The sequence below is a fragment of the Microbacterium sp. LMI1x-1-1.1 genome, assembly GCF_040676205.1.
In the GTDB taxonomy this organism is placed as follows: domain Bacteria; phylum Actinomycetota; class Actinomycetes; order Actinomycetales; family Microbacteriaceae; genus Microbacterium; species Microbacterium aquilitoris.
On the sequence record NZ_JBEGHM010000001.1, the window covers coordinates 1,197,226 to 1,220,983 of the forward strand.

Consider the following 23,758-nt stretch of genomic DNA (forward strand, 5'->3'; position numbering starts at 1 on the left):
GATGACCGGCGGCTGGGAGCAGGACGTCCTGGGGCGTCCGTTCGAGCGGCTCACGCTGCCCCTGGGCAGCGACCAGGAAGGCGAGGTCGTCGCGACGCTCGTCCGGCTCGATCCGCCGAGACTCGCGGGCCTGACCGGTCCGCTGCGCGACGTCGACGTTCTGTACCTGCACGGCTGGTCGGACTACTTCTTCCAGGTGGAGCTCGCCCGGTTCTGGGCGTCGCTCGGCGCGCGGTTCCACGCCCTCGACCTCCGCAAGTACGGTCGAAGCCTCCGGCCGGGGCAGACGCCCGGCTTCGTCACCTCGCTCGACGTGTACGACGCCGACATCGCCGCGGCTCTCGAGGCCATGGGGCATCCGCTCGAGGGGCCGCCCTCACGTCGCCGACTCGTGATGATGGGTCACTCCACGGGTGGTCTCACCGCGACGCTGTGGGCGTCGCGGCATCCCGGCCGGCTCTCGGCGCTCGTCCTGAACAGCCCATGGCTCGAGCTGCAATTGGGGACCCTCGGTCGGCAGGCGCTGTCGCCGCTGGTGCAGATGCGCGCTCGGGTCGACCCGATGGGTGCCCACCCGGTCGTGGACCTCGGGTTCTACACGCGCGCACAGACCGAGGTCGGTGCTCTTCCCGTGCGCGGGTATCGGCGCGAGTGGCGGCCCGAGCGAGGGTTCCCGACGCATCCCGCCTGGTTGGCGGCGGTGGTCGAGGCGCACCGGCGGGTCGCCTCGGGCATCGACGTGGCCTGCCCGACGATCGTGCTGCTGTCGACGAAGTCCACGAATCCCTTCGCCTGGAACGCGGAGATGACCGGGAGTGATTCGGTCCTGGTCGTCGACGACATCGCGCGCGCCGCGACCCGCATCGGCCGCGACGTCACGCTCGCGCGGATCGACGGCGGCATTCACGACCTCTTCCTGTCCCGTCCCGCCCCGCGCGAACAGGCCTACCGGACGCTTGAGCGATGGCTCGCCCAGGGTGCCCTCGGGCGACCACGCGGATCGCGGCGAGGGCGGTCCGCGCACTGACGGCGGACGCGGTCAGGCCGGCCGCAACAGGGCGCCGAGGGTCTGGAGTGTGGACTCCAGCCCGACGCCGGGGTCAAGCAACCACTGGATCTGCAGACCGTCGGATGCCGCGATGAGAAGGGCTGCGAGGTGCTCGGCGGGAACGTCGTCCCGCACGAGGCCTTCGCGCTGCTGGACCCGGAGGCTCTCGGTGATGGATCCGCGGAGTCCCTCGAAACGGGCGGTGAAGAAGTCCCGCCCGACGCCCTCCTCGTCCTGGAGGGACGCGGCGAGCAGCGTGGAGTAGAGGGTCACGAGGCCCGGGATGTCGACGTTGCGCCGCGCGGCGTGGATCATCGTGTCGATGCCGGGTCGGAGCTCGGGCGGATTCTCGTGGTTCTGCTCGGCGTGCGCGTAGACGGCGACGAGCAGCTGCTCGCGCGAGTCGAAGTAGTGCAGGAGAGCGGCGTGGGAAACCCCGATGGCTTCGGCGATCCTGCGGAGCGACGTGCCGCTGGCACCCCGCTCGCGGAACACCTCGATGGCGCGGTCGAGGATCTCCTGGCGCCTCGCGACGCCCTTGGGCATCGATCCGCGGCGACCGATGACGTCGTCCTGACCCTGCTGCATGGGGCCAGCGTAGGCCCGCAGAATCAAAACCTCCACATGGAGGTTAATTCTGTTATCGTCGGGGTCACGCCGCCTCGCGGCATCCGACAACGACGTTACGAAGGAAGGCCCATGGCTCTGCCACTCGCCTCAGTCCAGCTCTACACGCTCGCGAAAGAGTTCAGCGAGGACATGTCCGGATCGCTCGACAAGCTGGCTGCTCTCGGCCTGCGCAACGTCGAGGCGTTCGACTTCGTCCGCCGTCCCGATGAGATCCGCGCGGCGCTCGACGCCAGCGGCCTCGCCTCGCCGACCGGCCACGCGCCCCTGCTGTCGGACGAGCTGTGGACGCCGGACGGCTCGATCCCCACCCCCGCGCCCGAGGTCGTCTTCGAGGCCGCCGCGAAGATCGGGATGACCACGGTCATCGACCCCTTCGTCCCCGCCGAGCGCTGGTTCACCGAGGAGGGCGTCGCCGACATCGCCGAGCGCCTCAACCGGCTCGCCGAGACGGCCGCCGGTTTCGGCATGACCGTCGGCTACCACAACCACGCGCAGGAGTTCGTGAAGTCCTTCGACGGACAGACTGCCTACGAGCGCTTCCTCGAGCTCACCGACGACCGCGTCGAGATCGAGCTCGACCTGTTCTGGGCGCTCACCGGCGGCCAGGATGTGCCGGCTCTCGTCGAGAGGCTCGGCGACCGGCTCATCGCTGTGCACGTGAAGGACGGCATCGCCCCGGCATCCAACCCGTGGGCTCCCGGCTCCGACGAGTTCGGCTCCGACTCGCTCGAGCAGTTGCGCGCCGGCACCGGAGACGTCCCGCTCGCGGCATCGCTGCGCGCCGGCACGAACATCCGGTACGCCGTCATCGAGTACGACAAGGCCCCCGGCGACGTGTTCGAGGACATCGCGGCGTCCTACGCCTTCCTGAAGGACGGCGGGTTCATCGCATGACCGGTCCCGTCGGAGTCGGCATCGTCGGTGCCGGTGTCATCAGCCAGACCTACCTCGAGAACCTGACGTCGTTCCCCGACGTGAAGGTCGTCGCCATCGGCGACATCATCCCTGAGCGCGCCCAGGCCAAGGCCGAGGAGCACGGCGTCCCCTCGTGGGGCACCCTCGAGGACGTCCTCGGAAACCCCGAGGTCGAGCTCGTCGTCAACCTCACGATCCCCGAGTCGCACATCGCGGTCTCGTCGCAGGCGGTCGCGGCCGGCAAGCACGTGTGGACCGAGAAGCCGCTGGGTCTCGACCGCGAGGGTGCTCGCCAGTTGTTGAAGGATGCCGACGCTGCCGGCGTCCGCGTCGGCTCGGCGCCCGACACGATCCTCGGCCCGGGCTTCCAGTCCGCGAAGCGTGCGATCGCCGAGGGCGTCATCGGCACGCCCCTGTTCGTGCAGACGGCTTTCCAGACGCAGGGGCCCGACCTGTGGCATCCCGAACCGGCGTTCCTGTTCGCGAAGGGTGCGGGACCGCTCCTCGACATGGGGCCGTACTACTTCTCGGCGCTCGTCAGCCTGCTCGGCCCGATCGCCGGTGTCGCGGCGCGCGGTTCGCGCTTCCGCACGGAGCGTCACATCCACACCGGCCCCCGCGCCGGCGAGACGTTCCCCGTCGAGGTGCCGTCCTCGGTGCAGGTCCTGTCGACGTTCGAGGGCGGCCAGCACGGCACGCACCTGCTGAGCTTCGACTCGGCGCTTGAGCGTCACGGCGTCGTGGAGATCCACGGCACCGAGGGCTCGATCGTGCTGCCCGACCCCAACCGCTTCGACGGTCCGACCCGTTACGTGAAGCCGCTCGGCGTCTTCCGCGACGGGATGAAGACCGAGCAGGAGTGGATCGACGTCGAGCAGCAGGGGACGGTCGTCGGACGCGGCCTCGGCGTGCTCGACATGGTCCGCGCGATCGCGGAGGACCGCACGCACGTCGCTACCGGGGAGCTCGGCTTCCACGTGCTCGACGTGCTGCTGTCGGCGCAGGACTCGGCCGAGACCGGCCAGTACCTCGAGATCGACAGCACGGTCGCGCCGGTGCCTGCGGTCCCGGTCGATTTCGACCCCTTCGCCCGCACGCTCTGATCAGCTGACAGCACGACGGCCCGGATCCCTCGGCGGGGTCCGGGCCGTCGTCCGTTCGTCAGCGCGGTTGGTGTGCGCGCACCCGGAACCAGAGGCTCAGCTCGCGTGCGGCTCGGAGCGTGGCCGACGGGTCGCCGTGCGCTTCGAGGTCGTCGAAGGTGTCGCGGAAGCCTTCGGGCGCGTTCTCGTCGGGCATCGCTATGGGCTCGAAGCCCATCGTCCACTCGGCGAAGTTGCGTTCCTCGATGAATTCGTCGATGAGGACGCGCAGGTGGTCGTGGCGCGGATCGCGTTCGATCTTGCCCATCGTCTCTCGGACCGCCTGCTCGGGGCCCTCGAGGATCTGGATGAAGCGGCCGTTGCGGTACAGCAGCATCCCGGTGATGTCTCGCTGCGCGTTCGAGGCCCGGCTCTGCTGGAGCAGCTCGCCGAGCGCGTCGTCGCTGAACGGGGCGGTCGCGTTGCTGGAGTACACGACGGAGAAGACGGTGTCGTCGGTGGCGGTCATCGGTTCTCCCGGATCGTGAGGATGCCGTTCGTCCCCGGCGCGGGTGTCGGCGACGACGAGAGCGTCCGCATCGCGGAGACCAGGTCGGCGAACGTGCCGATCACCGCCGAACGCATGTCGAATGCGTCGTAACGCCCGTCCCGACGTCGCTCGATGTAGCCGAGGAAGTTGCCGTCACGGCTGCCGACGTGGAAGCCGTCTTCGACGCGCGCCCAGACCGTGCCGGGGGATGGGTGGTGCTCAGACACGGGGACCTCACTTACTCGTGGTGCAGAGTAGCCACGGTAGGTGAGGGCCCCGACAGCCGCGCGGGCTTGACAACCCGTTGGCCGCTCACCCGCGAGTCAGCGGTAGTTGATGAACTGCAGGTCGACGTCGAGGTCGGCAGCCTTCAGCATCCGCTGCACCTCCTGCAGATCGTCGCGCGACTTCGACTGCACGCGCAGCTCGTCGCCCTGGATCTGCGCCTTGACCGACTTGGGTCCCTCATCGCGGATCAGCTTCGTGATCTTCTTCGCGTCCTCGGAGGAAATGCCCTCCTTGAGCGTCGACACGAGACGGAACTCCTTGCCCGACGGCTGCGGGTCCTCGGACTCGAGGCTCTTCAGCGAGATGCCGCGCTTGATCAGCTTCGACTGGAAGACGTCGAGCACGGCCTTCGCCCGCTCGTCGCTGTTCGCTTTGATGAGGATCGACTCGCCGCTCCACTCGATCGAGGCGGCGGTGCCCTTGAAGTCGTAGCGCTGCTCGACCTCCTTGCGCGCCTGGTTGAGGGCGTTGTCCGCCTCCTGACGATCCACCTTGCTGACCACGTCGAACGAAGAGTCTGATGCCATGCGTTCGAGGGTACCGCTGTACCGAGCGGATGCCGCGGGTCCCGGCATCCGCATCGTTGCGCGCCCGTGATCGGGGACCGATAGCGTCGAGGCATGGATCGTCGGGGGAAGATCATGCTCGGTATCGCCGTGGGGGCGGTCGTGGGGTTGCTGGCGCTTGCGGCGCCGGCGGTCATCGGCATGATCCCGACGGATGAGGTGGTGGCGGAGGCGCCGTCGCCGTCGGCCAGTCCCGCGCGCATCGCGCCGCCGACCCCGACTCCGACCCCGACGCCGGAACCCACGGAGCCCGCACCCGTCGAGACGACGCCCGCACCGCCCGAGAGCAAGTGCCTGGGCGTCGCACCCGGCAAGGATCGCGGGTCGATCTCTCCCGGGGCCACCGGCGTCGTCGAGCGATCCAACGGGAAGGGTCTCGCGACGGTCTACCGCGTGGTGTCGAACGATTCGTACTGGGCGATCGTCGAGCGCTTCTGCCTCGACAGCGGCGATTTCGACGCCGCCAACGCGTTCGACGGTGCGGGCGAGATCTACGAGGGCGACTACCTCGCGATCCTCCCCGAGGGTACGGCGACGGCGGCGGCGCTCAACGAGGCGAAGAAGGGCGGCTATCGCACCCACCAGGACTGCGACGGCATCGCCCGCATCGAGGTGTCCGAGCCCACCTCGTCGGGACGGATCTCCGTGAGCATGTCCGGCGCCCTCACCGACACCGGTACCGGCGAGTACGCGGAGGGTCCCGTCGAGAAGGTGGACGGGAAGCCCACGTTCTACACCGTGCAGCCCGGCGACACCTATCGAGGTATCGGCGACCGCTTCTGCGTCGACGCGATCACGGTGCAGCGCTTCAACGAAGCCGGCGGTCCCGAGCACGTCCTGCAGCCGGGCGACCGGGTGCAGCTCCGGCCGACCAGCCGGTCCATCGAGGCCAAGGGCTGAGCCCCGCGCGCCGCCCGGCGCGGGCGCGTTCCGCCCGTAGCCTGACGGGGTGAGCACGCCCGCACCTCCTCAGCTCGCGCAACGCGCGTGGGGAATCGCCGCTGTCGCCATGGTCGTCCTGTCGGTTCTGCCGACCCTCCTCGTGCTCGTCCTGGTCGCGACGGTCGACGAGCAGTACGGGTGGCTCCTCATCCTCACCTTCGCGCTGCTCGTCGCGGGCGGGTCGGCGGCGATGCTCGCCGGCATCGTCGGTCTGGTGTTCGCCGGCATCCGTCGACGTGGGTTCGTCTGGCCCGCGGCCGGAACAGTCCTCGGGATCGCACTCGTCGGCGCGGCCTCGATCATCCTGGCCGTCGGGAGCTGACGGCGGAGCCGCGGCATCCGTCGCTTCGTAGACTGGAGTGATGCGGCCGCTGACAGAGGACCAGTTGCGCGACGTGCTCGTCAATGCGACGAGAGACGAGCGGGAACGTCTCGAACTGCCCCACGACTTTCCGATCCTCGAGTGGGATCACCTCGATTTCCTCGCCTGGCGAGACCCCACGACGCGCAGCCGGGGTTACGTCGTCGCCGAGATCGGCGGCGAGCCCACCGGCATCGTCCTGCGCGCCGCGAACGGCGCCGCCCGCGCCCGGTCGGCGATGTGCAACATCTGCCACACGATGCAGCCGGGCAACCAAGTGACGATGTTCACCGCGCGACGGGCGGGGGATGCCGGTGACCGGGGCGACAGCGTCGGTACCTACGTGTGCGCCGATCTGACCTGCCATGACAACGTGCGGATCGCCGGTCCGCTCGCGCCGAGCGAGATCCGCGCGAGCGTCGATCGGCGCATAGACGGCACCCGGCACCGACTCGAATCCTTCGTGGAGCGCGTCGCCTCCGCCGCCTGAGGCCTCGGTTTTCGACATGCCCTCGGGGAGGGTAGTATCGGTGATCGCGCCTCCGGTCGACTGAGAAAGCCGGGCGGGTGCGCACCTGGCGAGTTACCCAAGCGGCCAAAGGGATCTGACTGTAAATCAGACTGCATTGCATTCGGGGGTTCGAATCCCTCACTCGCCACCAGACGAAAGAGCTGCGGACATCTCCGCGGCTCTTTCTTGTTTCTCCCGGCGTGCGCAACCCCTGTGGACATCTCCGTCGCCCACGGGGCGGTCTGACAGGATGGGGGATCGAGGGCGGGGGAGGCCTCCGCCGAAGGGATGCCGAGGATGAGCGAACCGAGCACTGCGCCGAATTCGAGCAAGATCTTCCGAGCCGCGATCTGGGTCGCGATCGGCGCCTTGATCGCCGCGGCGATCGTCTGCGTCGTCTGGGTCCTGGTGGGCGACTCCAACGGGATGGTGGCCCGGGCATTCCTGACGATCCTCCTGCTCGCCGCCTTCGCGGGAGTGTCGATCCTCGAGGCATCCCTTGCTGAGCGCCGCCCGGCCTGGTTCGCGCTGGCGAGCATCGTGTCGTGGGTCGTCGCGCTGATCGCGGGGGCGTTCATGATTTGGATGCCGGAAGCTCCCGGCGACTATGGCGTCGGCGCCGAGCGGTTCTTCAAGTTCATCCTGATCGTGCTGATCCTGCAGGCGGCCCTGCTCCACATCCGGCTCTACAGCAAGTCGTTCGCGCGACACCAGACGACCTTCACGAGCATCGTCGCCTACGTCACCATGGGCCTCGTCGTCATCCTGGCCGTCATGCTGATCATCCCGCTGCTCTTCGCCGAGTTCACCGACTTCCGCGACATCTACTGGAAGGTCGTCGTTTCGGTGACGATCCTCGCCGCCGTCGGCACTGCCCTCGTCCCGCTCGTCAACGCGCTGTTCGCCCCGAAGCGCGATCGTTCCCCGGTCTCCGGCTACGGTTCCCAGGGCTACACCGCCCAGCCGTACGGCTCCGTCGCGCAGCTCGACCCCGCGCTGACCGCTCCGGCGGCTCCCGTCCAGGCCTGGCCGACGTACGCGGACGGCCGCACCCCGCTCCCGGTCATGCCCGACGGGTCGCCCGACTGGAACGCCTACTACACCGGCCAGCCGAGCTACCCGCAGCAGCCGTACGGCGCGACGGCTCCCCAGGCACCCCCGGCTCCCGAGTCCGTTCCCGCGGATGCGCCGGCGGTTCCCCCGGCACCACCGGTTCCGGGCGACGCGTCCCAGCCCGATCAGCCCGCACCGCCGGTCCCGCCTGCGCCGGGCGCGCCGGACGTGCCGCCGCCGCCGCGCTACTGAGACCGCGGGCCGGCTAGCCCGGCAGCATCTCGAGAGCGGCCATCGCCGCGTTGTGTCCGCCGATCCCGCTGACCGCTCCACCACGGCGGGCACTCGATCCGCAGAGCAGCACACCCTCGACACCGCTCGAGACTCCCCACCGTTCGGCGGGGGTCTCGAGCGGTTCGTCGTCTCGAGCCCACGGCCACGACAGCTCGCCGTGGAAGATGTCGCCTCCGACCATGCCGAGGTCCCGCTCGAGGTCCGCCGTCGTGCGGGCCTCGACGCAGGGGCTCCCGTCCGGTGCCCGGTACAGGAGGTCGGCGATCGGCTCGGCCAGCACCGAGTCCAGCGACCGCTCGGCCGCCGCCCACAGGGCGTGACGGTCCGCGGCACCTCCGGCGACCAGTCGATGGGGGACCTGCAGCCCGAACAGGGTGAGTGTTTGCGCCCCCGACGCGCGCAGCTCGGGTCCCAGGATCGACGGGTCGGTGAGGGAGTGGCAGTAGATCTCCGCCGGCAGCGGATCCGGGATGGCTCCACCCGCCGCACGGTCGTGGGCGGCATCCACCTGCGACAGGGTCTCATTGATGTGGAACGTGCCGGCGAACGCGGCGCGAGCGTCGACCGAGGTGTCCCGCAGTCGGGGCAGGCGGGACAACAGCATGTTGACCTTGATCTGCGCCCCCTCGGGACGGGCGGCGCCGGTGCCGATGCTGCCGCCGGCGCGCAGGAGGCCGTCGAGCACCGCCGCGCCCACGCCGCTCAGAATGAGCCGCGCCCCGAGCCGTTCGCCGTCGGCGAGTTCCACGTCACCGTCGGGGGAGACCGCGACGACCTCGGCGCCGGTTCGGATCTCGGCGCCCGCCGACCGGGCCGCGCGCTCGAGATCGGCGCTGACGGCACCCATGCCACCGACCGGGACGTCCCAGTTCCCGGTTCCGCCACCGATGACGTGATAGAGGAAGCAGCGGTTCTGACGGAGCGACTCGTCGTCTGAGTGGGCGAAGGTTCCGATCAGGCCGTCGGTGAACGCGATGCCGCGGGCGACGTCGGTCGCCAGTGCCCCTCGGATGAACTCGCCGAGCGGACGGCCCGACACCGCCTCCCAGAGGGCGTCGTCGCCGACGGCGGCGCGGACGGTGGACTCTCTCCGCAGAGGCGCCGTGACGGTCGGGAAGAGCGCCCTGCCCAGCGGGGCCACCCTCTCGTACAGTGCCGAGAACCGTGCCGCCTCGCCGTCGTCGCCCGTCGCGTGCGCGAAGCTCGCCGCGGTGGCGGCGGCATCCGCGTTGTCGATGAGGATGCCGCGGTCCGGGGAGTCCGGCATGGGCGTGTACGACGAGTAGCGTCGCCGCTCGAGTCGGATGTCGAGTCCGAGATCGTCGATCACGGTGCGGGGGAGCAGGCTGACGAGGTACGAGTAACGAGACAGGCGCGCGTCCACTCCCGGCCAGGGGCGCTCCGAGACGGCTGCGCCGCCGACGTGACCCTGACGTTCGAGCACCGTCACGGTGCGTCCCGCGCGGGCGAGATAGGCAGCGGCGACGAGGGCGTTGTGCCCTCCGCCCACGATGACGACGTCGCGGATGGCGCTCATGATGCTCAACCTAGCGGCGTACCGTGGAGGGATGGATGCCGCTGCGCTCGCCGACCTCGCCCTCGACATCGCCCGTGACGCCGGCGCCCTGGCGCTGCGCCGTCGCCAGGAGGGTGTCGCGATCGCCGCGACCAAGTCCGTGATCGCCGACATCGTCACCGAGGCGGACCGCGAGGTCGAAGCCCTCATCCGCGCGCGGCTCGCCGCCGAGCGCCCCGACGACGGCTTCCTCGGAGAGGAGTCCGGCGCCGAGCGGGGCACCTCCGACATCACGTGGGTCGTCGACCCGATCGACGGGACCGTCAACTACGCCTACGGGATGCCGCACTACGCCGTGAGCATCGCGGCGGTGTCCGGAGAGCCCACGCCCCCGACCTGGACGGCCCTCGCCGGTGTCGTCCACAACCCGGCTGTCGGCGAGACGTTCTACGCGGTGCGCGGTGGCGGAGCCTGGCGGGGCGAGGAGCGCCTCGCCGTGTCGAGCGTCGGCGAGGCGGGTGGGCTCGTGGCCACCGGCTTCGGGTACGACCCGAAGTACCACGAGGAGGACCTCGCCCGCGTCGCCGCGGTCATGCCGCTCTTGCGCGACCTGCGGCGCGCCGGAGCGGCGTCGCTCGACCTCGCCTACGTGGCCGCCGGGCGGCTGGACGGCTACTTCGAGCGCGGCCTCCACCCCTGGGATCACGCCGCCGGCGCACTGCTGGTGACCGAGGCGGGCGGGCGGGTCGCGGGCGCTCCCGGTGGATTCCCCGGGCGCGACATGACCGTCGCGGCGGGCCCCGAGCTCTTCGCGCGACTGACGGACACCATCGGCCTGGGAATGGACATCCCATTCCCAGGCCCGTTCGTGTAGCGTGTTTATCTGATCGTTACCTTCGCTGCCCGAGCGAGGGTGTCTGTCCTTGAAGCCCCGCGGCCCAGGCCGCTCTACCCGAGAGCCCGCACGTTTGACTTTCGAGACCTCCCCGACTGACGCGCCCGCTGCGCGTCGCGATCGGCGACCCGCCGCGTCCGGCTCCAAGCCGTTGACCCGTGCGGAGTATCGCAAGCAGGCTGCGGCCCCGGTCAGCGACGCCGAGACGGCAGCTGTCCAGGCCGTCGCCGCCATGGGTGACGTCATCGCCATGATCCAGGCCGCCGACGCCCCGGCGCTGCGCCGTCGCCGCACGCGTGCCGTTGCGGCGGACTCCTCGGCAGCAGACCTCGCGCCCGTGTCGCTGGCGGAATCCGTCGTGTCCGAGACCATCGCCGACGCCGTCATCGCCGACTCGGTCCCCGTGCCGTCTGCCGATGTCGCATCCGCCATTGCGGCGAGCCCGGTCGCGCAGACGCCGGTCGCCTCCGTCCCGCTGCGTCGTCGCGTTCGCTCTGCGCGCTCCACGACTGCCGAGGCCACCGCGACCCCCGAGGCGACGCCGTTTCGCGAGTTCCTCGACGAGACGATCGTCCTCCCGTCCGCGGACTCGACGCACGCCTCCGGCCACGACGCGGCTCCCGGCATCGACGAATTCGAACTCGCGGCGAAGGTGTTCTCCTTCACCGGCGAGACGCCGATCCAGGTCGCCCGCGCAGCCGCTGACGCCGACGAGCAGACTCAGCGCAAGACCCGTGTCCGCATGGCCGACCAGCCCCAGCGCCCCCGGCGGGGCCGCGTCGTGTTCAAGCGGCTGGCCGCGGCATCCTTCTCGGTCAGCGTCGTCGGCGTCGTCGGCCTTCTCGCCATCGGAACGACGACCCCGGTTGCGGCCGTGGGTGCGTTCGGCCAGGAGGTCCGCGGCGACATGACGCTCGCCAGCGAGAAGACCACGACCGAGGCTCCCGAGATCCAGGCGTACGTCTCGGGATCGACGGCCGCGGCCGGCGATCTCGCGCGTTCGGACGAGTACGACATCGAGTCCATGGCCGACGTGGCCGCCGAATCCGGCGTCACCAAGTTCGCGGGAACGTGGGTGAACGATGCGACCGCCGAGGTGCAGTGGCCGTTCCCGGTCGGTGTGCCGATCTCGGCGCAGTTCGGATCCACCTCGTACCTGTCGAAGTTCTCGCGGGTGCATCACGGCACCGACTTCACCCCCGGGCGAGGCGCCGAGATCCACGCGGTCGCAGCGGGTACCGTGCGCATCGCCACCGAAGCGGGCGGGGACTACGGCGTGACGGTCGTCCTCGACCACATCATCGACGGCCAGCTCGTGTCGACCCGCTACGGCCACATGGAGTACGGCTCCCTCCGCGTTTCGCCCGGCGAGACCGTCAAGGCCGGCCAGGTCCTCGGCAAGGTCGGCAGCACGGGCAAGTCCACCGGTCCTCACCTCCACCTCGAGGTGCTGCTCGGCGGAACCACCCGCATCGATCCGCTTCCGTGGCTGAAGGAGCACACGCGAGGCTGACCCGGTTACAGAGGGATGCCGCGACTCTGGTATCCTCTTCTAGTTGCCCGCTTGCGGGCAGCACGCCCCGATAGCTCAGTGGCAGAGCACTTCCATGGTAAGGAAGGGGTCGTCAGTTCAATCCTGACTCGGGGCTCGCAGCATCCTTCAGATGCGCCACGGCGGGGTAGCTCAGCTGGTCAGAGCGCACGACTCATAATCGTGAGGTCGCGGGTTCAAGCCCCGCTCCCGCTACGCAAAACCCCTGGGCTCCACCCCGGGGGTTTTGTCATGTCCGGGCGGGGGTTAGCTCGCCGTTCCCATCGCGTCCAGCAGCGCATCCTCCGGATCGACCGGTCGCGGTGGCCTCCGCTCACGGCGTGCACGTGACAGGAACGCCATTGCTCGCGCCGCTGCTACGCAGATGCCGCAGAGTACGGCGACACCCAGCATCCGCAGACTAAGGACGGGTTCGCCCTCCAGCGACGTCCACGGGAGCATGACCCAGACGACGGGGACGGAGGCCACAGCGCCCAACGCCCCGAACGCGACGATGTGCAGCCACGTCGAGGTGACGGTCCGCAACGCTCGCGCCGTCAGCCACGCCAGCGGCGAGCCGAGGCAGCAGAGGATGAATACGGCGACGGTGCTGAAAGCGAGGAACCAGCCGAGATAGTCGAACCCGCCGCCCGGCGAGGAGGCCTCGGCCCCCCAGTACGCGCCGACCATGACCGATCCGAGCGCCCACGTCGTGAGCGTGTGCACCGTGATGTCGGCCGACGTGAACGGCACCTGCGCATCGGGAGCGGTATCCATGACCTGAATCTGACACAGATCTTCGGGGAGATGAAGACGCAGGTCGAACCGCGGCATCCTCACCTGTCGACGGATGCAAGGGATTCGACGAGACACGCCGCCTCACCGGGTCGGTGGGCGGCGTGTCGAGCACGATCTATGGCATCGGTGAACGCGATGCGTCGTTCGAGAGCTCAGACGTCGATGGGGGAGAGGTCGCCCTCGCCCTCCTCGCCGAGCTCGACGACCACCGGATCCTCACCCTGCGATTCGGGCTGGATGTCGGTTGCGGCATATGTCTCTTCGGGCTCGTCCGCGGGGATGTCGAGGGGGCGTCCCTCGAACTCGGCGTCGGCGGCCGCGGTGTCTCCGACCGTGGTGTCCTCGGTGGGTGCGTCATTCGGGTCGAGGCGGATGCCGTCGTCGCCGGTCTGCTCGGGAGTGCTCATGGTTGTTCCTTCCTTCGAGAACCCCACCTTCACCCACTCCACCTTGCTCACGCAGAGGCTGTCGCGTCGCGCCGGGCTGGGCTACCCTGCCGCGGTGACCACGCGACTGCTGCTGATCTCCGACACCCACATCCCCGGCCGTGCGCGCACTCTGCCCGACGCGGTCAGGCGTGAAGCGGATGCCGCCGACCTCATCGTCCATGCGGGGGACTGGGTCGCGGCATCCGTCCTCAGTGACCTTCGTGAGCACGGTGACGTGCTCGGCGTGTACGGCAACAACGACGGCGAGGACCTGCGCGCCGTCCTCCCCGAGATCGCGCGTCGCGAGATCGAGGGGGTTCGCGTCGCCGTGGTGCACGAGACCGGGCAGAAGCACCGCCGCGAGGAGCGGATGGATGCTGCCTTCCCCGATGCCGACCTGCTGGTCTTCGGCCACAGCCACATCCCGTGGGACACGACGTCGCCGAGCGGGATGCGGCTCCTGAACCCCGGTTCGCCGACCGATCGACGGCGTCAGCCCCATCACACGCTGATGGTGGTGGAGCTCGCGGACGGCGGCATCCGTTCCGTGGATCTTCGTCGCATCTGACGGGTTGCACCCCGCCGTCGGAGGAGTACTATCGCTGTCGGATTGCTAGAAAAGCGAGGTAAATCTCATGGCGAAGGACTCCCGCCGGTGGCTCGGACTGGTCTTCATCAGTGTCGCGGTGTCGCTGATCATCGTCGACTCGACGATCGTCAACGTCGCGGTGCCGTCGATCGTCGAGGAGCTGAAGATCAGCTCGACCGAGGTGCAGTGGGTCCAGGAGGTCTACACCCTCGTCTTCGCCTCGCTGCTGCTGCTGTTCGGTGCCTTCGCCGACCGCTTCGGCCGTCGTCGCGTCATGCTCATCGGCGTCTCGGTCTTCGCGGCGTCGTCGGTGCTGGCGAGCTTCGCGCCGACGGGTGAGCTGCTGATCCTCGCCCGCTTCGTGCAGGGCGTCGGCGGAGCGATGATCCTGCCGACCACCCTGTCACTCATCAACTCGACGTTCCGCGGCCGCGAGCGCGGCATCGCGTTCGCCGTCTGGGGATCGACGATCGGCGGCATGGCCGCGGTCGGCCCGCTCCTCGGCGGCTGGCTCACCACGGCGTTCTCGTGGCGGTGGGCGTTCGGCATCAACATCCCGCTCGGCATCATCATCGTCATCGGTGTGCTGCTGACCGTCGCCGAGTCGCGGGAGAGCCGTAAGCGCTCGATCGACGGGGTGGGCGCTCTGCTGTCCGTCATCCTCTTCGGCTCGCTCGTGTTCGGCCTGATCGAGGGCAGGACGTTCGGCTGGTGGATCGCCGAGCCCGGGCTCACGATCGGCGGCTGGACCTGGCCGCTCTCCGTCTCGCCGATCCCCTTCGCCTTCACCATCACGCTCATCGCGCTGGTCCTGTTCGTCCGGTGGGGCCTCCGTCGCGGTCGCCGCGGCCAGGACCCGCTCATCGATTTCTCGCTGCTGAGCATCTCGTCGTTCAGGAACGGCAACATCGCGGCTCTCGTCGTCTCGCTCGGCGAGTTCGGGCTCATCCTCGCGCTGCCGCTGTGGCTCCAGTTCGTCCTCGGCTTCGACGCGCTCCAGGTCGGGCTCCTCCTCCTGGCCCTCGCCGGGGGATCGTTCGTCGCGAGCGGCGCCGCGGGCGCGTTCAGCGGCAAGGTCCCGGCGGTCGTCGTGGTGCGCGTCGGCATCCTCGCCGAAATCATCGGCATCGCCTGGGCGGGGTTCATCATCGGACCGGAGGCCGCCTGGGGCTGGCTCATCCCCGCTCTCGCCGTCTACGGGTTCGGCGTCGGACTCGCGACGGCCCAGCTGACCGGTGTCATCCTGCAGGACGTCCCCGTCGAGAAGTCGGGCCAGGGCTCGGGCATGCAGTCCACCGCCCGCCAGGTCGGGTCGGCGCTCGGCGTCGCGATCCTCGGGACGGTGCTGTTCACGACGACGGGCGGTGTGCTCGCGGCATCCCTCGACGATGCTGGTGTCCCGTCGACCGCCGCCGACAAAGTCGTGACGGCCGTCGTCGACTCGGCGGGAGCGGCGATCGCCGGTCTCGAGGCGGACCCGTCGCAGGCGCAGATCGCGGATGCCGCGCGCACCGCCTTCTCGGACGGCACGCGCGCCTCGGCTCTGACAGCCGCCGGCTTCCTCGTCATCGGGCTGGGCGCGACGTTCGCTCTCGGTTCCGGCCGCCGCCGCGACGTCGAGGCTCAGGAGGCGCGACCAGTGGAGCGCGTCCAGGGGGCCTGACCGTCATTCCCCTGTCGCAACATGCCGCGCGCGGCCGCAGTTCGCGACAGAGGAACGCAGCCCACGCCGCTGGCCGGCACTCGCCTGTCACAACACGCCGCCGGGTCTCGCCGTTCGTGACAGGGGAGGTCAGCGCGCCGTGAGAGCGGCATTGACCTTCGCGGCCGCCTGAGCGTGATGGCCGAACACGTCCGCTTTCGTGATGCGGACCACGGTCCATCCGGCGGCGCGCAGCGCGTCGTAGCGCTCGATGTCGTATGCCCACTGCCCGGGATCGAGCAGGTGATGCTCGCCCTCGTACTCGACCGCGACACGCGCACCTGGATAGACGAGGTCCGCCGTCGCCACGACGCGGCCGTCGGCGACGATCGGGTGGTTGAGACGTGGTTCGGGCAGTCCCGCGTCGAGCAGCGCGAGCCGCAGATGGCTCTCCGGCCGCGAAGCCGCCCGGGTCCGGAGCCGAGGAAGCGCTTCGCGAAGTGAGCGGACGCCGACCCGCCGGCCGCGGTCGATCGCAACCGCCAGCTCATCGATAGTCGCGAGGGGATTCGGCACCCGCCACGTCCGCACGATCGCGTCGCCCGCGGCCACGAGGTCCGGTTGCGAGCGCAGGATCGCGCCGAGCGTCGCCCATGTCGACGCGGGGTCCGTCACCCGGAGTCCGGTCGTGGGGTGGGTCGCGAACCGTGTGATGCCAGGGAGCAGTTCGTGGCCGCGCACCCCGGCGGAACGGGGGAGCCGTCGCGGGCCCTCGACTCCCACGTGCACTCGACGATCATGCAGCACACCCGGAGGAAGCGGGATGTCCCAGATGACCGCCGCGGTGATATGGCTGAAGGCTTCATGCGGAGCCATCCTTGCGGCGTACTGCCGTGCGCGAAGGAGGTGCGCCGCCTCGGCGTCTCCTCGCGGCATCCCGAAGCGATCAGATCCTGAGTCGTCGTGCGCGTCTCGACGCTCCCGAACACCGTGGAATGGCCGCACGAGGTCGCCTCTTCGCAGTCGACTCGTCGGGATACCGGCTGCCCGAGCAGAGGCGACCGAGAACCGCTCGCCGAGCGACGCGGGAAGGGGGTGCATCCGTCCAGCGTCCCGCCGACGTCGACCCCGCCGCCGCTGGGCTGTGGAGTCGGAGAGGGGACGCCGCCGATCCCCGCCTGTGCAGAAGGCCTCCCCTGTCTTGAACTGCGAGCCGCCGCGGCGTGTCGTGACAGGGGAGCGAGTGAGTTCCGCCATGGGAGTCTTCCCCTGCCGCGAACGACGGGGCGCCGCGGCGTGTCGTGACAGGGGAAGTGGCTGGGGTGGCGCGAAGCGCGGCCGAACTACGATCGGAGGGTCCCGCCCGGCATCCTTCTCTGGAGGTACACCCATGTCCACGCCCCTCACCGGCTCGGCAGCGCTCGACCACGCCGCCGATCTCGCCGACTTCGTCGCCGCCTCGCCCTCGAGCTACCACGCTGCCGCCGAGGTCGCCCGCAGAGTGCGCGACGCGGGCTTCACGGAGCTCGACGAGCGCGACGCATGGCCCTCCCAGCCCGGCGGGCGGTTCTTCGTCGTGCGCGACGGAGCTGTCCTCGCGTGGGTCGTCCCGAACGGGGCGGATGCCGCGACCGGCGTCCATGTCTTCGGCGCACACAGCGACTCCCCGGCCCTGAAGCTCAAGCCGCGTCCCACGACGGGCAGCCTCGGCTGGCTGCAGGCCGGCGTCGAGGTCTACGGCGGTCCGCTGCTGAACTCGTGGCTCGACCGAGAACTGCGCCTCGCCGGCCGCCTCGTGCTCGACGACGGGACGAGCGTCCTCGCCGCGACGGGCGCTCTCCTGCGCCTGCCGCAGCTCGCCATCCACCTCGACCGCGAGGTCAACGACGGCCTCGCCCTCGACAAGCAGCGTCAGACCCAGCCGGTCTGGGGCCTCGGCGACGCGGACTCCGCCGACCTGCTCGGCGAGCTCGCCGCCGAAGCCGGCGTCGACGCCTCGCGCATCCGCGGGTACGACGTCGTCACGGCCGACGCCGCCCGGGGGGCTGTGTTCGGCAAGGGCGATGTGTTCTTCGCCTCGGGTCGTCTCGACGACCTCGCCTCGGTCCACGCCGGCGTCGTCGCCCTCGCGCGTGCTGCCGACGGGTTCGACGCGGAGCGCATCGCGATGCTCGCCGTGTTCGATCACGAGGAGGTCGGGTCCGCGACCCGCTCGGGTGCCGCCGGTCCCTTCCTGGCCGACGTCCTCGAGCGCATCCAGCTCTCCCTCGGCGCCGACCGCGAGCAGCAGCTGCGCTCGCTCGCCTCGTCGTGGTGCGTCTCCAGCGACGTCGGGCACGCGGTGCACCCGAACTACGCCGAGAAGCACGACCCGGTGGTCCAGCCTCGCCTCGGTTCCGGCCCGATCCTCAAGATCAACGCGAACCAGCGCTACGCCACCGACGGCGCCGGCGCCGCCGCCTGGCACGGCTGGTGCGACACCGCCGGCGTCGGTTCGCAGGAGTTCGTCTCGAACAACGCCGTGCCGTGCGGCTCGACCATCGGTCCGATCACGGCGACCCGGCTCGGGATCGCGACGGTGGACGTCGGCATCCCGATCCTGTCGATGCACTCCGCGCGCGAGCTCGCCGGCGTGAGCGACCTGCACGACCTGTCGCGGGTGGCGGAGGCCTTCTTCACCGCCTGAGGCTCAACGCCGAAACGACGGATGCCGCGGTCCCGCCGACGTCATGTCGGGGACCCGCGGCATCCGCGGTGTCAGCTGGTGATCAGTACCAGCCGTTGTTCTTCGAGTGGTTCCAGGCGCCGCACGGGCTGCCGTAGCGCCCGTCGATGTAGCCGAGGCCCCAGGCGATCTGCGTGGCGGGGTTGGTCTCCCAGTCGGATCCGGCGCTGCTCATCTTGCTGCCGGGGAGCGCCTGCGGGATGCCGTACGCGCCGCTCGAGGAGTTGTGCGCGCGGTAGTTCCAGCTCGACTCCTTGTCCCAGAGCGAGACGAGGCAGGAGAACTGGTCGTCGCCCCAGCCGTAGTTTCCGAGCATGCCCCGCGCGGTCGACTGCGCGGCGGCGGCCGACGTGCCGCTGCGGGCCTTGCCGCTGGTGGGGATGGAGCTCGACGAGCTGGACGAAGAAGAGGACGACGAGCGGGACTCGCTGGCCTCGGCCTCTGCGGCCGCTGCCTCTTCGGCAGCCTTCTTCTCGGCTGCGGCCTTGGCGGCAGCCTCGGCCTTGCGCTTCTCCTCGGCGAGGCGTTCCTTCTCCTTGGCGATCGCGGCGTCGAGACGTCCCCGGAGGGCGCTGGTCTTCTCGGTGACGGCGGTGATCTCGGTCTCGAGCTCGGCCGTCGCGTCGCGGGTGTCGAGCAGGAGCGGCAGCGACGACACGGTCTCGAGGTCGTCGACGGCCTTCGAGAGGCCGTCGGTGGGGACCGTGATGTCCGTCGTACCGACGTTGAGCTTGGATGCCGTGATGTCGGCGGTCACGTCGGTGGAGGCGGCCGCGGCGTCCTGCGCACGCTGAAGCGTGGACTGGATCTTCGACTCCGGAGCGGAGGTCGCGACACCGTCGGTCAGCGACTCGGGGAGCTTCTGAGTGAAGGAGGCCAGGGCGATCGCCGGAGTGGAAGTCTCCGATGATGCGGCCTGCGGCGCGGGGGCCATGGCGGTCGCGCTCGCGGCGATGACGAAGGCCGTGGTCAGCGTCGAGAGGACGAGGACCGGGCGCCGCCGGAGGCGACGGGCTTCGATCTGGGTGGAGCGGATGGAGCGGCGGGTGGAGGGCACAGTTGAGTCAGTAGGCATGCAGCAGTAATGGTTCCGTGTAGCGAGGGCACGCCTGTGAAAGGCGAGCGTGACCGTTCGGGCGGGCACGAGTCGCCCACTCTGGCCGACGTACCTGAGCGTTACCCGAACGTTACCTGGATGTCCTCGATCGGTCACCCGCTCACAAAAGTCCTGATCACAGAGCCTGGCAACTTCCTGAGGTCCGCCGCGGACCCTTCCAAGCGATATATCGTTGTGTATCGGTCACCACGTGAAGGAGACATCATGAACAGTCCATTCGGTTCGCAGGGCTTCGGGTCCAGCGGCTTCGGCGGCAGCGGCCGCAGGTTCGGATCCGGCCCCCAGGGCATGGATCTCGGCAACCTCGGTGCCGGGCTCATGGAGGCGTTCGAACAGTTCCGCACGTCGTTCGATCAGCGTCCCGGCCCCTCCCGTATGAGCCGCGGGGACGTCCGGACCGCGGTGCTCGCGCTCCTCTCCGAGAAGCCCATGCACGGGTACCAGATCATTCAGGAGATCGATTCGCGAAGCGGCGGATCGTGGAAGCCCAGTGCGGGGTCGGTCTACCCGACGCTGCAGCTCCTCGCGGACGAGGGGCTCATCGTCGCCGAAGAGGCGGGCGGGCGGAAGACGTACTCGCTCACCGACGCGGGTCGGATGGTCGCTGACGAGGCGGCCGGCTCGGCGCCCTGGGAGACCGCTGGCCCGACGAAGGAGCACCACCCGCGCGCGACGGCGCTGCCGAAGGCGGGCGTCGAATTGGCGCAGGCCGCCGCGCAGGTGGCGCGATCCGGGTCCCCCGAGCAGGTGGCGGAGGCCGTGGAGATCCTCGAAGAGGCTCGCCGTCGGCTCTACGCTCTGCTCGCGCAGGGCTGATCCGCGTGGCAGCACGGCGTCGGGAAGGCGAGAACCTTCCCGACGACCGCGACGCGCGGGCGCGCTATCGACGGATCCTCCGTTTCGCGGCGAGGGCACTTGCCGTCACATGGTGGTTCGAGCTCTTCCTGCCGCGCATCGGCCTCGGCTGGATCGGTGTGCGGGGGCGATCGGCGCGTATGCAGCGCATCGCCCGCCGATTCCACGGTCTCGCGATCGACCTCGGTGGCCTGATGATCAAGGTGGGCCAGTTCATGTCGTCGCGCCTGGACGTCCTCCCTCCCGAGATCACGAAGGAACTGGAAGGACTGCAGGACGAAGTCCCTGCCGTCCCGTTCCCCGAGATCCGTGCCGAGGCCGAAGGGCAGCTCGGCGTGCCGCTCGACCGCGCGTTCGTCGACGTGGAGAGCGTGCCGGTGGCCGCGGCATCCCTCGGTCAGGCCCATCGGGCCCGGCTGTCGGAGGAGGATGCCGCCCTCACCGGGCTCGACGCCGTCATCCTGAAAGTGCAGCGCCCCGGGATCCAGCGGATCGTCGACACCGATCTCGCGGCGCTGCGTCGCGTGGGCCGGTGGCTCAGCCACGTCCGCATCGTGTCGGACCGCGTCGACGCCCCCCAGCTCGTCGAGGAGTTCGCCGAGACGAGTCTCGAGGAGATCGACTACCTGCAGGAGGCGGCCAACGGCGAGCGGTTCGCGGCGGACTTCGCCGGTGATCCCCGCGTGGGCGTCCCCGCGGTCGTCTGGGAGCGCACGTCCCGTCGCGCGCTCACGCTCGAGGACGTCACGGCGATCAAAATCACCGACCACGACGCGTTGCGTGCCGCCGGGATCGATCCCGCCGAGGTCGCGAAGGTGTTCGCGTCGGTCATGTTCGACCAGGTGTTCACCCACGGGTTCTTCCACGCCGACCCGCATCCGGGGAACATCTTCGTCACACCCCTCACGGGGACGGATGCCGCCGGTGCCGACGCCCCGTCGTGGCGGCTCACCTTCATCGACTTCGGCATGATGGGCGAGGTCCCGCCGGGCCTGCGGAACGGATTGCGGCGCCTCATGATCGCCGTCGCCGCCCGCGACGGCGTCGCGCTCGTGCAGAGCATCCGCGACGTGGGCGTCCTGCTGCCGAGCGCGGACACGACCGAGCTCGAACGAGCGATGACGCAGCTCTTCGCCCGCTTCGGCGGCATGGGGTTCGCCGAACTCCGCGAGGTGGACCCGCGGGAGTTCCGCGCGTTCGCGATCGAGTTCCAGGACGTCGTGCGGGCACTCCCGTTCCAGCTGCCGGAGAACTTCCTCCTCATCGTTCGCGCGATGTCGCTGACGTCGGGTGTCTGCAGCGCGCTGGATCCGACCTTCAACCTCTGGGATGCGGTCGAACCGTACGCTTCACGTCTCGTCCGCGAGGAAGGACGTAACGCCGTTGGCGACGTCCTGCGGCGTGCCGTCTCGAGCATCACGACCGCGTCGCGGCTGCCGGGGCGCGTGGATGAGCTCATCACGCGTGTGGAGGACCGGCGGATCTCGTTCCCCGACCCGGCACTGGAACGCCGCGTCGCGCGGCTGGAGCAGCTGGGCCGTCGCACGCTGTCGGGACTGCTGTTCGCCGCCCTCCTGGTCGGTGGGGCGACACTGCGTCCCGACGACCCGGTTCTCGGCGGCGTCCTGATGACCGGTTCGCTCCTGCCTCTCGCCCACGCGCTCCTGGCGGGCGTCTTCGGCCGCCGCGGGTGACGCGCGGCCGCCGCCTAGGATGAGTCGGGCGCACCGGCACAGCTCTGACGGTGCGCGTGGAGGAGGCGGCATGGCCGACAACCGGAGGACCTGGATTCTCGTCGACGGCGAGAACATCGACGCGACCCTCGGCGGATCGATCCTGGGGCGGCGCCCCCAGCCCGACGAGCGGCCCCGGTGGGACCGCATCCTCACCTTCGTCGCCGACCAATGGAACCAGGACGCGCGCGGCCTCTTCTTCCTGAATGCCTCGACGAACCTGCCGATGTCGTTCGTGCAGGCCCTCCTCGCGCTCGGCTACCAGCCCGTGCCGCTGTCGGGCGACCCCGACGAGAAGGTCGTCGACCTCGCCATCCAGCGGACGCTCCAGGCACTGCAGCAGCACGGTGACGACGTGGTGCTCGTCAGTCACGACGGCGACTTCGTCGACGACCTCGGCGTCCTCGCCGACGGGTCGCGACGCATCGGCGTGCTGGCATTCGAGGAGTTCCGCAACGCCGGCTTCGCTCAGATCCCCGGCATCCGCTTCTTCGATCTCGAATACGACGCCGGCGCGTTCGACGCGCAGCTGCCGCGCGTGCGGATCATCCCGATCGACGAGTTCGACCCGGAGCAGTTCCTGCGCTGAGCGGGGTCAGGCGAACCGCACCCAGTTCGCGCCGCGGCCGGTCTCGTACCGCCCCTGCAGGTGCAGGTCGGCGCCGTCGACGCGGTACAGCGAGACTGTCGTCGACCGCTCGCCCGCCGCGACGAGCAGCGCGCGGTCGTCGCTCACGGCGAACCCGCGCGGCTGCTCCTCGGTCGCCGCGAAGCCGGTCGGCGCGCTGAGCGAGCCGTCGGCGTCGATGCGCAGCGCCGCGAGGGTGCTCGCCGTGCGCTCCGACGCCCACACGACGCCGTCGGTGAGGTGGATGTCGGCGCCCCAGACGTAGTGGTTCTCGCGCGGGTCCTCGTCGATGACGCTGTGGCGGAGCTTCTCGGACGGGTCGTGGGCCGGGGTCGCGTCGACGAAGTCGAGGATGCCGTTCGCCGGGTCGCGGTGGAAACGCAGCACCTCGCCCGTGAACTCGGTGAGGACATAGACGTTCCTCTCGTCGTCGCTGAACGCGAGGTGCCGCGGTCCACTCCCTGCGGGGGCGTCCGCGGTCGCCGGGTCGAGCGCGGAGAGGCAGAGGTCGTCGCCCAGTGCGTACTGCGCGATGAGGTCGGTCTCGAGCGAGACGAAGTAGGCGTGGCGCCCGTCGCCGCTCGCGAGCACCGAATGCAGCCGCGGGAACCGCACCTCGGCGGTCGGTGCGGAGACGACGCCGTCGTCGCCGACCGCGCACACGATGCCGTACCCGCCCGAGTAGGCCGCGCCGAGCAGCACGGAACCCTGCCGCGTCAGCGAGAGGTAGTTCATCGCGCCACCGGGCAGCGCGACCCGCGAGAGCGGGGTGAGCGCGCCGGTCTCGCGAGCCAGCGCGAGGGTCAGGATGCCGGCGTCCGGGTTGTCGTCGTCGGCCTTCACCGATGCGAACACGAGGCCACGGTCGACGTCGACGGCGAAGTTCGAGCAGCCGGTGGTGCCCGCAGTGACGGCGAGGCGTTCGAGCCCGGCATCCGTCACGCGGAACGTGCTGATCGAGGAGTCACCGGCATTGGCCACGAGGACGAGCGAAGAGGACATGATCCGATCGTATGCCGCTGACCGGAGCGGCCGCTGCGGTCCCCGGGAGTAGGGTCGAG

At 70.0% G+C, this 23,758-nt stretch carries 25 protein-coding genes and 3 tRNA genes; 18 read left to right on the forward strand and 10 right to left on the reverse strand.

Features of this window, described 5'->3' with window-relative positions; all coding sequences use genetic code 11:
- The first annotated feature begins 1 nt into the window (after position 1).
- Positions 2–1,027, forward strand: coding sequence for an alpha/beta hydrolase (locus tag MRBLMI1x_RS05855; RefSeq protein ID WP_336126181.1), 1,026 nt, complete (start codon positions 2–4; stop codon positions 1,025–1,027).
- Positions 1,028–1,039: 12 nt separating this feature from the next.
- Here the strand turns inward: MRBLMI1x_RS05855 and MRBLMI1x_RS05860 are convergent, their stop codons facing one another.
- Positions 1,040–1,636 (reverse strand): TetR/AcrR family transcriptional regulator, encoded by a 597-nt coding sequence (locus MRBLMI1x_RS05860; protein ID WP_020098080.1) that lies wholly within the window; start codon positions 1,634–1,636, stop codon positions 1,040–1,042.
- 111 nt (positions 1,637–1,747) lie between these two features.
- On the opposite strand from MRBLMI1x_RS05860, the gene MRBLMI1x_RS05865 reads away from it, so the two are divergent.
- Entirely contained in the window at positions 1,748–2,572 is an 825-nt protein-coding gene (locus MRBLMI1x_RS05865; RefSeq protein WP_020098081.1) for a sugar phosphate isomerase/epimerase family protein, read from the forward strand.
- Positions 2,569–3,696 (forward strand): Gfo/Idh/MocA family protein, encoded by a 1,128-nt coding sequence (locus MRBLMI1x_RS05870; RefSeq protein ID WP_336126183.1) that lies wholly within the window; start codon positions 2,569–2,571, stop codon positions 3,694–3,696. The genes MRBLMI1x_RS05865 and MRBLMI1x_RS05870 overlap by 4 nt, the downstream gene beginning before the upstream one ends.
- Positions 3,697–3,754: 58 nt before the next feature.
- Here MRBLMI1x_RS05870 and MRBLMI1x_RS05875 read toward each other — a convergent pair whose 3' ends face one another.
- The 3 genes from MRBLMI1x_RS05875 to MRBLMI1x_RS05885 all read right to left on the reverse strand — a co-directional run bounded on the left by MRBLMI1x_RS05875 (position 3,755) and on the right by MRBLMI1x_RS05885 (position 5,040).
- The gene (locus MRBLMI1x_RS05875) at positions 3,755–4,204 is read right to left on the reverse strand and encodes a BLUF domain-containing protein (protein WP_363457111.1); all 450 of its coding nucleotides are present in this window, start codon (positions 4,202–4,204) and stop codon (positions 3,755–3,757) included.
- Entirely contained in the window at positions 4,201–4,452 is a 252-nt protein-coding gene (locus MRBLMI1x_RS05880; protein WP_363457114.1) for a hypothetical protein, read from the reverse strand. Before MRBLMI1x_RS05880 ends, MRBLMI1x_RS05875 begins: the two co-directional genes overlap by 4 nt.
- Before the next feature lie 96 nt (positions 4,453–4,548).
- Entirely contained in the window at positions 4,549–5,040 is a 492-nt protein-coding gene (locus MRBLMI1x_RS05885; protein WP_363457117.1) for a YajQ family cyclic di-GMP-binding protein, read from the reverse strand.
- Between the two features lie 93 nt (positions 5,041–5,133).
- Between MRBLMI1x_RS05885 and MRBLMI1x_RS05890 the strand changes: the two genes are divergently transcribed.
- The 5 genes from MRBLMI1x_RS05890 to MRBLMI1x_RS05910 all read left to right on the forward strand — a co-directional run bounded on the left by MRBLMI1x_RS05890 (position 5,134) and on the right by MRBLMI1x_RS05910 (position 8,198).
- Positions 5,134–5,979 carry a LysM domain-containing protein gene (locus MRBLMI1x_RS05890; protein WP_363457120.1) on the forward strand — a complete coding sequence of 282 codons (846 nt, stop codon included), beginning with the start codon at positions 5,134–5,136 and terminating at the stop codon, positions 5,977–5,979.
- Between the two features lie 49 nt (positions 5,980–6,028).
- A complete protein-coding gene (locus MRBLMI1x_RS05895; protein WP_040570560.1) occupies positions 6,029–6,343 on the forward strand; it encodes a hypothetical protein in 315 nt (104 codons plus the stop codon).
- Positions 6,344–6,383: 40 nt separating this feature from the next.
- A complete protein-coding gene (locus MRBLMI1x_RS05900) occupies positions 6,384–6,872 on the forward strand; it encodes an FBP domain-containing protein (RefSeq protein ID WP_018186904.1) in 489 nt (162 codons plus the stop codon).
- 87 nt (positions 6,873–6,959) lie between these two features.
- A tRNA-Tyr gene (locus tag MRBLMI1x_RS05905) sits at positions 6,960–7,044 on the forward strand.
- Positions 7,045–7,190: 146 nt separating this feature from the next.
- Positions 7,191–8,198, forward strand: coding sequence for a hypothetical protein (locus tag MRBLMI1x_RS05910; RefSeq protein ID WP_363457124.1), 1,008 nt, complete (start codon positions 7,191–7,193; stop codon positions 8,196–8,198).
- Positions 8,199–8,211: 13 nt separating this feature from the next.
- On the opposite strand, the gene MRBLMI1x_RS05915 is transcribed toward MRBLMI1x_RS05910, so the two are convergent.
- Positions 8,212–9,777 carry a phytoene desaturase family protein gene (locus MRBLMI1x_RS05915; protein WP_363457127.1) on the reverse strand — a complete coding sequence of 522 codons (1,566 nt, stop codon included), beginning with the start codon at positions 9,775–9,777 and terminating at the stop codon, positions 8,212–8,214.
- A 31-nt stretch (positions 9,778–9,808) separates the two neighbouring features.
- Here MRBLMI1x_RS05915 and MRBLMI1x_RS05920 point away from each other — a divergent pair, with 31 nt between their 5' ends.
- From MRBLMI1x_RS05920 to MRBLMI1x_RS05935, 4 genes are all read left to right on the forward strand, one after another.
- Entirely contained in the window at positions 9,809–10,630 is an 822-nt protein-coding gene (locus MRBLMI1x_RS05920) for an inositol monophosphatase family protein (RefSeq protein WP_363457833.1), read from the forward strand.
- Between the two features lie 172 nt (positions 10,631–10,802).
- Positions 10,803–12,164 (forward strand): M23 family metallopeptidase, encoded by a 1,362-nt coding sequence (locus tag MRBLMI1x_RS05925; protein WP_363457130.1) that lies wholly within the window; start codon positions 10,803–10,805, stop codon positions 12,162–12,164.
- A 64-nt stretch (positions 12,165–12,228) separates the two neighbouring features.
- Positions 12,229–12,300: transfer RNA gene (locus MRBLMI1x_RS05930), tRNA-Thr, on the forward strand.
- A 24-nt stretch (positions 12,301–12,324) separates the two neighbouring features.
- A tRNA-Met gene (locus MRBLMI1x_RS05935) sits at positions 12,325–12,398 on the forward strand.
- A 51-nt stretch (positions 12,399–12,449) separates the two neighbouring features.
- Here MRBLMI1x_RS05935 and MRBLMI1x_RS05940 read toward each other — a convergent pair.
- Entirely contained in the window at positions 12,450–12,959 is a 510-nt protein-coding gene (locus MRBLMI1x_RS05940; protein WP_363457133.1) for a hypothetical protein, read from the reverse strand.
- 173 nt (positions 12,960–13,132) lie between these two features.
- The gene (locus tag MRBLMI1x_RS05945) at positions 13,133–13,387 is read right to left on the reverse strand and encodes a hypothetical protein (protein WP_363457136.1); all 255 of its coding nucleotides are present in this window, start codon (positions 13,385–13,387) and stop codon (positions 13,133–13,135) included.
- Between MRBLMI1x_RS05945 and MRBLMI1x_RS05950 the strand changes: the two genes are divergently transcribed.
- Positions 13,386–13,976 carry a metallophosphoesterase family protein gene (locus MRBLMI1x_RS05950; RefSeq protein WP_414685565.1) on the forward strand — a complete coding sequence of 197 codons (591 nt, stop codon included), beginning with the start codon at positions 13,386–13,388 and terminating at the stop codon, positions 13,974–13,976. The two genes, MRBLMI1x_RS05945 and MRBLMI1x_RS05950, sit on opposite strands and share 2 nt — an antisense overlap.
- Before the next feature lie 67 nt (positions 13,977–14,043).
- On the forward strand, positions 14,044–15,660 hold the full coding sequence (locus tag MRBLMI1x_RS05955; protein WP_363457139.1) for a DHA2 family efflux MFS transporter permease subunit: 1,617 nt from the start codon (positions 14,044–14,046) through the stop codon (positions 15,658–15,660).
- A gap of 129 nt (positions 15,661–15,789) precedes the next feature.
- Here the strand turns inward: MRBLMI1x_RS05955 and MRBLMI1x_RS05960 are convergent, their stop codons facing one another.
- A complete protein-coding gene (locus MRBLMI1x_RS05960; protein ID WP_363457142.1) occupies positions 15,790–16,515 on the reverse strand; it encodes an endonuclease domain-containing protein in 726 nt (241 codons plus the stop codon).
- Positions 16,516–17,029: 514 nt separating this feature from the next.
- Between MRBLMI1x_RS05960 and MRBLMI1x_RS05965 the strand changes: the two genes are divergently transcribed.
- The gene (locus tag MRBLMI1x_RS05965) at positions 17,030–18,325 is read left to right on the forward strand and encodes a M18 family aminopeptidase (protein ID WP_363457145.1); all 1,296 of its coding nucleotides are present in this window, start codon (positions 17,030–17,032) and stop codon (positions 18,323–18,325) included.
- A gap of 82 nt (positions 18,326–18,407) precedes the next feature.
- Here MRBLMI1x_RS05965 and MRBLMI1x_RS05970 read toward each other — a convergent pair whose 3' ends face one another.
- Complete coding sequence (locus MRBLMI1x_RS05970; protein WP_363457148.1) at positions 18,408–19,439, reverse strand: hypothetical protein; 1,032 nt, start codon at positions 19,437–19,439, stop codon at positions 18,408–18,410.
- A 246-nt stretch (positions 19,440–19,685) separates the two neighbouring features.
- On the opposite strand from MRBLMI1x_RS05970, the gene MRBLMI1x_RS05975 reads away from it, so the two are divergent.
- From MRBLMI1x_RS05975 to MRBLMI1x_RS05985, 3 genes are all read left to right on the forward strand, one after another.
- Positions 19,686–20,297: a PadR family transcriptional regulator gene (locus MRBLMI1x_RS05975; RefSeq protein ID WP_363457151.1), complete on the forward strand. Its 612-nt coding sequence runs from the start codon at positions 19,686–19,688 to the stop codon at positions 20,295–20,297.
- A gap of 5 nt (positions 20,298–20,302) precedes the next feature.
- On the forward strand, positions 20,303–22,030 hold the full coding sequence (locus tag MRBLMI1x_RS05980; RefSeq protein ID WP_363457154.1) for an ABC1 kinase family protein: 1,728 nt from the start codon (positions 20,303–20,305) through the stop codon (positions 22,028–22,030).
- Positions 22,031–22,100: 70 nt separating this feature from the next.
- A complete protein-coding gene (locus MRBLMI1x_RS05985) occupies positions 22,101–22,658 on the forward strand; it encodes an NYN domain-containing protein (RefSeq protein WP_018186917.1) in 558 nt (185 codons plus the stop codon).
- Positions 22,659–22,664: 6 nt separating this feature from the next.
- On the opposite strand, the gene MRBLMI1x_RS05990 is transcribed toward MRBLMI1x_RS05985, so the two are convergent.
- Positions 22,665–23,699, reverse strand: a complete 1,035-nt coding sequence (locus tag MRBLMI1x_RS05990) for a lactonase family protein (RefSeq protein WP_363457157.1) — start codon at positions 23,697–23,699, stop codon at positions 22,665–22,667.
- Positions 23,700–23,758 lie beyond the last annotated feature (59 nt).

Excerpts from the sequence above, each read along its gene's own strand:
- MRBLMI1x_RS05855 (WP_336126181.1), top strand. The coding sequence starts at position 2 with ATGACCGGCGGCTGGGAGCAGGACGTCCTGGGGCGTCCGTTCGAGCGG.
- MRBLMI1x_RS05860 (WP_020098080.1), bottom strand. The coding sequence starts at position 1,636 with ATGCAGCAGGGTCAGGACGACGTCATCGGTCGCCGCGGATCGATGCCC.
- MRBLMI1x_RS05865 (WP_020098081.1), top strand. The coding sequence starts at position 1,748 with ATGGCTCTGCCACTCGCCTCAGTCCAGCTCTACACGCTCGCGAAAGAG.
- MRBLMI1x_RS05870 (WP_336126183.1), top strand. The coding sequence starts at position 2,569 with ATGACCGGTCCCGTCGGAGTCGGCATCGTCGGTGCCGGTGTCATCAGC.
- MRBLMI1x_RS05875 (WP_363457111.1), bottom strand. The coding sequence starts at position 4,204 with ATGACCGCCACCGACGACACCGTCTTCTCCGTCGTGTACTCCAGCAAC.
- MRBLMI1x_RS05885 (WP_363457117.1), bottom strand. The coding sequence starts at position 5,040 with ATGGCATCAGACTCTTCGTTCGACGTGGTCAGCAAGGTGGATCGTCAG.
- MRBLMI1x_RS05890 (WP_363457120.1), top strand. The coding sequence starts at position 5,134 with ATGGATCGTCGGGGGAAGATCATGCTCGGTATCGCCGTGGGGGCGGTC.
- MRBLMI1x_RS05900 (WP_018186904.1), top strand. The coding sequence starts at position 6,384 with ATGCGGCCGCTGACAGAGGACCAGTTGCGCGACGTGCTCGTCAATGCG.
- MRBLMI1x_RS05910 (WP_363457124.1), top strand. The coding sequence starts at position 7,191 with ATGAGCGAACCGAGCACTGCGCCGAATTCGAGCAAGATCTTCCGAGCC.
- MRBLMI1x_RS05915 (WP_363457127.1), bottom strand. The coding sequence starts at position 9,777 with ATGAGCGCCATCCGCGACGTCGTCATCGTGGGCGGAGGGCACAACGCC.
- MRBLMI1x_RS05920 (WP_363457833.1), top strand. The coding sequence starts at position 9,809 with ATGGATGCCGCTGCGCTCGCCGACCTCGCCCTCGACATCGCCCGTGAC.
- MRBLMI1x_RS05940 (WP_363457133.1), bottom strand. The coding sequence starts at position 12,959 with ATGGATACCGCTCCCGATGCGCAGGTGCCGTTCACGTCGGCCGACATC.
- MRBLMI1x_RS05950 (WP_414685565.1), top strand. The coding sequence starts at position 13,386 with ATGGTTGTTCCTTCCTTCGAGAACCCCACCTTCACCCACTCCACCTTG.
- MRBLMI1x_RS05945 (WP_363457136.1), bottom strand. The coding sequence starts at position 13,387 with ATGAGCACTCCCGAGCAGACCGGCGACGACGGCATCCGCCTCGACCCG.
- MRBLMI1x_RS05955 (WP_363457139.1), top strand. The coding sequence starts at position 14,044 with ATGGCGAAGGACTCCCGCCGGTGGCTCGGACTGGTCTTCATCAGTGTC.
- MRBLMI1x_RS05960 (WP_363457142.1), bottom strand. The coding sequence starts at position 16,515 with ATGGCTCCGCATGAAGCCTTCAGCCATATCACCGCGGCGGTCATCTGG.
- MRBLMI1x_RS05965 (WP_363457145.1), top strand. The coding sequence starts at position 17,030 with ATGTCCACGCCCCTCACCGGCTCGGCAGCGCTCGACCACGCCGCCGAT.
- MRBLMI1x_RS05970 (WP_363457148.1), bottom strand. The coding sequence starts at position 19,439 with ATGCCTACTGACTCAACTGTGCCCTCCACCCGCCGCTCCATCCGCTCC.
- MRBLMI1x_RS05975 (WP_363457151.1), top strand. The coding sequence starts at position 19,686 with ATGAACAGTCCATTCGGTTCGCAGGGCTTCGGGTCCAGCGGCTTCGGC.
- MRBLMI1x_RS05985 (WP_018186917.1), top strand. The coding sequence starts at position 22,101 with ATGGCCGACAACCGGAGGACCTGGATTCTCGTCGACGGCGAGAACATC.
- MRBLMI1x_RS05990 (WP_363457157.1), bottom strand. The coding sequence starts at position 23,699 with ATGTCCTCTTCGCTCGTCCTCGTGGCCAATGCCGGTGACTCCTCGATC.